This is a genomic window from Pseudomonas sp. B21-040 (assembly GCF_024748695.1).
In the GTDB taxonomy this organism is placed as follows: domain Bacteria; phylum Pseudomonadota; class Gammaproteobacteria; order Pseudomonadales; family Pseudomonadaceae; genus Aquipseudomonas.
In genome coordinates, this window is the sequence record NZ_CP087176.1 from 5,220,871 (window position 1) to 5,228,606 (window position 7,736).

Below are 7,736 nucleotides of genomic sequence, written 5' to 3' on the forward strand. Positions count from 1 at the left end.
TCATGGCATTTCGCCCTCTCACGGCCAGAGCACCCGCCGTTCTGCTTCGCGAAGCCAAGCCGCTGAAAGCCATTTTCAGCCAGGCTCAACGCCTGGGTCATTTACAACGTCTGCTCGAAAGCCAATTGCAGCCTGCCGCCCGTGAACATTGCCATGTGGCGTCGTGGCGCGAAGGCAGTTTGCTGCTGATCATTACCGATGGTCATTGGGCAACGCGCTTGCGTTATCAGCAAAAGCGCCTGCATCGCCAACTGCAAATGTTTGATGAATTCGCCAGTTTGACGCGGATTCTGTTCAAGGTGCAGCCGCCAACCGTGCAACAAGGGGCTGCTGGCCACACCATCAGTTTGTCGCCCAACGCGGGCGCGACCATTCAGGCCACGGCCGAGAGCATCAGCGATCCGAATCTGCGGGCCGCCCTGGAACGCCTGGCGGCCCACGCCAAGCCCAAAACCTGAGATCACCGATTTCTGTAGGCGCATGGCTTGCCCGCGATGGGCGCGCCGCAGTGCAACAGATACTCCGCGTTATCGTTCATCGCGGGCACGCCATGCCCCTACAGGGTTCAGCGGCTTTTTTTGCCGCCGAGCAGCGAGCCCATCAGCCCACGCACCAATTGTCGGCCTAACTGGTTAGCCGCCTGTCGCATGGCCGACTTCAACGCCTGCCCGGCTGCCGTACCCAGAAATTCCCCGGCCTGGTCAGTGAAGCTTGGCTCTTCGGGTGCTGGCTTGGCCGGCGTCGCATCGGGATCGGGGGCCAACCCCTTGCGCCCCATCAGCACTTCATAAGCCGACTCACGGTCGATCGGTTTGTCATAACGGCCCTGCAACGGCGAACCGGCCACCAGCGCCGCACGCTCCGCCTCGCTCAAGGGCCCGATCCTCGATTGCGGTGGCGCGATCAATACACGCTGGACCATCTCCGGCGTGCCTTTATCGGCCAGCGTGCCGACCAGCGCCTCGCCAATCCCCAACTCGGTCAAAACCGACAAGGTATCGAACGCCGGGTTCGGCCGAAAACCCTCGGCCACGGCGCGCAAGGATTTCTGTTCCTTGGCCGTGAACGCGCGCAAGCCGTGCTGAACGCGCAAACCCAACTGCGCCAGCACGTCATCCGGTAAGTCGCCCGGCGACTGGGTGACGAAATACACCCCCACGCCTTTCGAGCGAATCAGTCGCACCACTTGTTCCAAGCGGTCCTGCAACGCCTTGGGCGTGCCCGCGAACAGCAAATGTGCCTCGTCGAAAAACAGCGCCAGCAGCGGTTTGTCCGCATCGCCGCGCTCCGGCAATTGTTCGAACAATTCAGCCAGCAACCAGAGCAGGAAGGTCGCATAAACCTTCGGTGCTTCGTGCACCAGGCGACTGGCATCCAGCAAATGAATGCGCCCGCGACCGTCAGCGGTTGGCTGCAGGATGTCTTCGAGTTGCAGCGCCGGCTCGCCAAACAGCGCTTCGGCGCCTTGTTGCTCCAGGGTCGCCAGACGCCGCAGCAGCGCCTGACTTGAGCCGGTGGTCATCAACGCAGCGTCATCCCCGAGCAATTCGGGGTGGTCGCGCAGGTGATTGAGCAGCGCCTTCAGATCCTTGAGATCGAGCAGCAATAGCCCTTCGCGATCCGCCACCTTGAACGCCGCATACAGCGCCGACTGTTGACTGTCGGTCAGTTCCAGCAGGCTGCCGAGCAACAACGGGCCCATTTCACTCAAGGTTGTGCGCAATGGATGACCGGACTGGCCATGAATGTCCCACAGGGTCACCGGATACGCCTGGGGCTTGTGGTTCAGCCACGGCATCCCGGCAATGCGTTCGGCGATCTTGCCTTGCGGGTTGCCGGCGGCGCCGAGACCGCACAAGTCGCCCTTGATGTCGGCGGCAAACACCGCCACCCCGGCATCGCTGAAGGCTTCGGCCATGCGCTGCAACGTGACGGTTTTACCCGTCCCGGTAGCGCCTGCGACCAGACCGTGGCGGTTCGCCAGACGCATGGCCTGGGCGATGGGCTCGCCGGCAAGGTCAGCGCCGAGAACGAGTTGCAATGAGTCAGGCATTTTGTCACCCATGGTTAATCTTTGAGCCGGCACGGCCGATACAAAAACCGAGACTACACAGAAATTAGCGTCGGTAATTCCCTAAGGAGAGGACGGAAATATCAGCTTATTTTCAACACTGCCCATTTTGCGTGCCTTTATAAAAGCACGCTCAGGACATTAAGACCTTAGCGGAACCCCAAGCCATGAACAAAAACCTGCGCTTCAGCCATAAAATCTTGCTTGCCGCCGCCCTCGTCGTAATTGCAGCCTTCGCTTCGTTTACTCTGTACAACGACTATCTGCAGCGCAATGCAATACGCAGCAATCTCGACAACTACCTGCAAGAAATGGGCAGCGTGACGGCCAACAATATCCATACCTGGCTGGCGGGCCGTAGCCTGTTGATCGAAAACCTGTCACAAAACGTCGCATTGAACGCTGACACCGGCAACGTCTCCAAGCTTCTTGAACAGAAGGCGGTGACGTCAACCTTCATGGGCGCCTATCTGGGCAACAAGGATGGCACCTTCATCATCCGCCCAGACAGCAAAATGCCGGATGGCTATGACCCTCGCGCTCGCCCTTGGTACAAGAGTGCCCAAAGCGCCAGCGGCTCGGCACTGACCGAACCGTACATCGATCTCGCGTCTGGCCAATTGGTCATTTCCATCGTCAACAGTGTGCTCAAAGACGGTCAAAACATCGGTGTGGTCGGCGGTGACCTGAGCTTGCAAGTGATCGCCGACAGCCTCAACGCGCTGGACTTCAACGGCATGGGTTATGCCTTCCTGGTCAGCGCCGACGGCAAGATCCTGGTTCACCCGGACAAAGCCCTGGTGATGAAGTCCCTGAGCGAGGCGTTTCCGAAAAACACCCCGCGCATCAGCAACGACTTAAGTGAAGTCGACGTTGACGGCAAGACCCGCATCGTCACGTTCACCCCGATCAAAGGCCTGTCCTCGGTGAACTGGTACATCGGTCTGTCGGTGGATAAAGACAAAGCCTACGCAATGCTCAGCGAATTCCGCGCCTCGGCGGTCGTAGCGACCGTCATCGCCGTGGCCATCATCATCGCGTTGCTGGGCATGCTGATCCGCATCCTGATCCAGCCGTTGCACGTCATGACCCGCGCGATGGCCGACATTGCCGACGGTGAAGGCGACCTGACCAAGCGCCTGACCATTGAAAACAACGACGAATTTGGCGTTCTCGGCACGGCGTTCAACCGTTTCGTGGAGCGTATCCACGGTTCGATCCGTGAAGTGTCCTCGGCCACCGGCCAGGTCAACGAAGTGGCCCTGCGTGTGGTCGCCGCGTCGAACTCGTCGATGTTCAACTCCGACCAACAAGCCTCGCGCACCAGCAGCGTGGCCGCAGCGATCAATCAGCTCGGTGCCGCCGCCCAGGAAATCGCTCGTAACGCCGCTCAAGCGTCGAGCCAGGCCAGTGATGCCCGCAGCCTGGCCGAAGACGGCCAGCAAGTGGTGGATCGCAGCATCAAAGCGATGAATCAACTGTCGAGCATGCTCAGCGCTTCGAGCACCAATATCGAATCGCTAAACAGCAAAACCGTGAACATCGGGCAAATTCTCGAAGTGATCACCAGCATCTCCCAACAAACCAACTTGTTGGCACTGAACGCGGCCATCGAAGCGGCCCGTGCCGGTGAAGCCGGACGTGGTTTTGCGGTGGTGGCCGACGAAGTGCGCAACCTCGCACACCGCACTCAGGAGTCGGCACAGCAGGTGCAGACCATGATCGAGGAACTGCAAGTCGGCGCCCGTGAGTCCGTCAGTACCATGAGCGACAGCCAGCGCCACAGTCAGGACAGCGTGGAAATCGCCAACCTGGCGGGCGAGCGCTTGAACAGCGTGACCTTGCGCATCGGAGAAATCGACGGGATGAACCAGTCGGTGGCGACGGCGACTGAAGAACAGACCGCGGTGGTGGAGTCGATCAACGTCGACATTACCGAGATCAACACCCTCAATCAGGAAGGTGTGGAAAACCTGCAATCGACATTGCGGGCGTGCTCCGACCTTGAGCAGCAGGCAGCGCGACTCAAGCAGTTGGTAGGCAGTTTCCGTATCTAGTGTCTGAACCGGCCCCTTCGCGGGCAAGCCCATTCCCGGGGTTTTGCGTGAACCTGGGAGAGAAGGCTTGCCCGCGAGAGCGGTCTCAAGACACTACCAATCCTCGCTGTCGCGTCCCCCTCCGCCTCGGCCAATGGCGAAATGTCCTGCAGGATCGATGAAGTTGCTGAAGTTCAAGCAGGCTTAGGCGTGTCATCGGGCTCTTGCTGCAACTGTTCCCACAACTCGGCGGCGCCGGGAAACTCCGTACCATCTTCGGGGCTCATGTCCTCCGGATCGTAGCGACTCAAGCATCCCTCGCCTAATGTCGCTGGTGCCTTGGAAGTGGCTTTGTCGAGTGGATCGGCCATGGTCAAAACCTCAGTGTAGAAACGGCGAAGGGCCTGAAGCGATTGAACGCCCAGGCCCTTCGAATTTCAACCGTGTTGTATGACAGTCAGAACACTACGGTTTTGTTGCCGTGTACTAACACCCGGTCTTCCAGGTGATAACGCAGCCCACGGGCCAACACCATCTTCTCGACGTCACGGCCGAAACGCACCATGTCTTCAATGCTGTCACTGTGGCTGACACGCACGACGTCCTGCTCGATGATCGGCCCGGCGTCCAACTCTTCCGTCACGTAGTGGCACGTCGCGCCGATCAACTTCACACCGCGCATGGAGGCCTGGTGATACGGCTTGGCCCCCACGAACGACGGCAGGAAGCTGTGATGAATGTTGATCACTTTATGGGCATATTCGCTGCACAACTCGGGCGGCAGGATCTGCATGTAACGGGCAAGTACCACCACTTCGGCGTCGTGCTGTTTGACCAGGCGCGAAACTTCAGTGAAGGCTGGTTGCTTATCCTGCGGATTGACCGGGACGTGGTAATACGGAATGCCGTGCCACTCGACCATGCTGCGCAAGTCATCGTGGTTGGAAATCACACAGGAGATTTCGCAATCCAGTTCGTCACTGTGCCAGCGGTGCAACAAGTCGGCCAGGCAGTGGGACTCACGGCTGGCCATCAACACCACACGCTTCTTCTGCGCGGTATCGGTGATGCGCCAGTTCATCGAGAACTCTTCGGCAATCGGTGCAAACGCTTCGCGAAAGGCTTCGATACCGAATGGCAGCGAATCGGCACGAATTTCGTGACGCATGAAGAACCAGCCACTGAGATTGTCCGAGTGATGGCTCGCTTCGGTGATCCAGCCGTTATGTGACGCCAGAAAGTTACTGACTTTAGCAACGATGCCGACGCGGTCTGGGCAAGCAATCACCAGCCGAAAAGTGCGCATGAGGGGGAAACTCCAGAACTTCGCAAAGGCCGCCATTCTAGCGATTGCGCAGCAAAACTGCAGTATTGATGACGTACTACCCGGAAAACCGGCCTGCGGACCCCGCGTTGATAGCACCCGCTCCCCGCGCGTTGGGGATCTTTTAAACGATATCTAGAGTCAATTTGTGAATATCCGTGATGACTGCATCACACTACTTAATCGGCACCTCAATTGGCGCCTATTTCATCGAAACTAATTTAATTAAAACGCCGGTTAAATGTTTACTTGATGAAACACCCTGACTATTATTGCGGCACTGTCCCCTGCCATCCAGCGCCCAACATAAGGTAGTCCTCATGTCCTTGATCAACGAATACCGCGCCACCGAAGAAGCTATCAAAGAGCTGCAAGCCCGTTTGAAGAACCTGTCCCAAGACGACAAACTGCAAACCGAGCTGGAATTCGAAGGCAAACTGCGCACCCTGATGGGCGAATACTCCAAGTCCCTGCGTGACATCATTGCGCTGTTGGATCCAGAGTCCAAAACCAAAGCACCACGCGGCGGCGCAGTAAAAACTACTGGCACCAAGCGTGCTCGCAAAGTTAAACAATACAAAAACCCGCACAACGGCGAAGTCATCGAAACCAAAGGTGGCAACCACAAAACTCTGAAAGAGTGGAAAGCCAAGTGGGGCGGCGACGTGGTTGAAGGCTGGGCTACTCTGCTGGGCTAAGCCACAGGGTTTGTCAAAGCATTAACTGCGACAAAAAATAACGCCAGCAATTGCTGGCGTTTTTTTATTCCCGCGATTCATTCCCCGGGCATGTTCGTTTTCAAAGATTCAAACGTTTGCGTAGTCCCTGAACATAACTCTGCCATTCATTCAACACCTCTCGCTGAAACGTTGTAGCCGTTTCGTTCAATTGGGCTGCGGCTTCTGAAAAAGTATCCAGCGTATTGGGTGCCCCCCACTCGGGCGCCGTCAAACGTTGCTGACAGAATATTCGCCAGCGCTCTTGCTCCTCGAAATTCAACGTATCGGGGAAGTTGCGTGCGCGATAACGAAACAATAATTCAGGTAAACGTTCGTCATCGAAAGGCCATTGCTCTTGTGATAATTGGGCAGGGTCCGAGGTTCGGACTTGCTCACATAGACGCCGGTCCCGGTCACCGATAAAACCATCGTATAACTGTTGCTCCGGATCCTGGCTTGGCGTGAAATCTTCGCTGGCATAAATGGCCTGTACTTTGTCTCGCCAAACTTGTTGTGCGTCGATTAGCCGCAGCGAACGTTCCTGATAAAGCGCCATGTCCAGCCCCAGGCGTTGCTGATCCTCAGGCCGAAGTACCGACATCGGCGCGACCACCGGGCACTTGTTGATATGAATGAGTTTAAGTGGCACAGGCAGTTCGCCTTCGGCCAGGTCATCGCGACGGGTGTACAGACGCTGACGCAAAGTATCGGCATCCAGGTCCAGCAGCCCCTGGGGGTCCAGATGCAAGTCGCAGACAATCAAGGCGTTCTTGTTACGCGGGTGCCAGGCCAATGGCAGCACCACACCCACATAGCTGCGAGCCGCCGAAAAGCGTCCGGAAATGTGCACCAGCGGTTGCAACAGGCGAATCTGGTCCATCACCTTTTGTTTACTGCGCAACTTGAACAGCCAGTCATACAACTTGGGCTGTTTCTCGCGAATCAGGCGCGCCAGCGCAATGGTAGCGCGAACGTCCGACAGCGCTTCGTGGGCATTGCCATGATCGATGTTGTTGGCGGCGGTCAGACGCTCGAGCTTGAGCGTCACTCGCCCCTCTTCGTCCGTGGGCCAGACGAGCCCGTCGGGACGCAGCGCATACGCCGCTCGCACCACATCGATCAGGTCCCAGCGGCTGTTGCCGCCCTGCCACTCCCGTGCATACGGATCGAAAAAATTTCGATACAGGCTGTAACGGGTCATCTCGTCGTCGAAACGCAGCGTGTTGTAACCCGCACCGCACGTTCCCGGCGCCGCTAACTGGGCATGCACCCGCGTCATGAAATCAGCTTCGCTCAAGCCCTGTTCAGCTAACTGGCCGGGCGTAATGCCGGTGATCGCGCAGGCGGCAGGATGCGGCAGGATGTCGTCACTGGGCTGGCAGTAAAGATTGACCGGCTCGTCTATTTCATTGAGATCGAAGTCGGTGCGAATCCCCGCCACTTGCAGCGGACGGTCGCAGCGGGGATTGATGCCAGTGGTTTCATAGTCGTACCAGAAGATGGAGGTCACGGGCTATTCCTGAACTGAAGATCGGCGAAGTCTAGGCGTTCACATCCCGCCCCGGCCAGTAATCTTGCCATTCAAT

At 57.8% G+C, this 7,736-nt stretch carries 7 protein-coding genes; 3 read left to right on the forward strand and 4 right to left on the reverse strand.

Annotation, left to right across the window (positions count from 1 at the left end):
• Positions 1–2 precede the first annotated feature (2 nt).
• On the forward strand, positions 3–458 hold the full coding sequence (locus LOY55_RS23990) for a DUF721 domain-containing protein (protein ID WP_046033274.1): 456 nt from the start codon (positions 3–5) through the stop codon (positions 456–458).
• Positions 459–565: 107 nt separating this feature from the next.
• Here LOY55_RS23990 and LOY55_RS23995 read toward each other — a convergent pair whose 3' ends face one another.
• Positions 566–2,053 carry a helicase HerA-like domain-containing protein gene (locus LOY55_RS23995; protein WP_223525681.1) on the reverse strand — a complete coding sequence of 496 codons (1,488 nt, stop codon included), beginning with the start codon at positions 2,051–2,053 and terminating at the stop codon, positions 566–568.
• Between the two features lie 185 nt (positions 2,054–2,238).
• Between LOY55_RS23995 and LOY55_RS24000 the strand changes: the two genes are divergently transcribed.
• Positions 2,239–4,128 carry a methyl-accepting chemotaxis protein gene (locus tag LOY55_RS24000; RefSeq protein ID WP_046033273.1) on the forward strand — a complete coding sequence of 630 codons (1,890 nt, stop codon included), beginning with the start codon at positions 2,239–2,241 and terminating at the stop codon, positions 4,126–4,128.
• Between the two features lie 173 nt (positions 4,129–4,301).
• Here LOY55_RS24000 and LOY55_RS24005 read toward each other — a convergent pair whose 3' ends face one another.
• Entirely contained in the window at positions 4,302–4,478 is a 177-nt protein-coding gene (locus LOY55_RS24005; protein ID WP_175648978.1) for a hypothetical protein, read from the reverse strand.
• 86 nt (positions 4,479–4,564) lie between these two features.
• A complete protein-coding gene (purU, locus tag LOY55_RS24010; protein WP_046033272.1) occupies positions 4,565–5,413 on the reverse strand; it encodes a formyltetrahydrofolate deformylase in 849 nt (282 codons plus the stop codon).
• A gap of 338 nt (positions 5,414–5,751) precedes the next feature.
• Here purU and mvaT point away from each other — a divergent pair, with 338 nt between their 5' ends.
• Positions 5,752–6,129 carry a histone-like nucleoid-structuring protein MvaT gene (mvaT, locus tag LOY55_RS24015; protein WP_007933316.1) on the forward strand — a complete coding sequence of 126 codons (378 nt, stop codon included), beginning with the start codon at positions 5,752–5,754 and terminating at the stop codon, positions 6,127–6,129.
• Between the two features lie 100 nt (positions 6,130–6,229).
• Here mvaT and sbcB read toward each other — a convergent pair whose 3' ends face one another.
• On the reverse strand, positions 6,230–7,660 hold the full coding sequence (gene sbcB, locus LOY55_RS24020; protein WP_046033271.1) for an exodeoxyribonuclease I: 1,431 nt from the start codon (positions 7,658–7,660) through the stop codon (positions 6,230–6,232).
• Positions 7,661–7,736 lie beyond the last annotated feature (76 nt).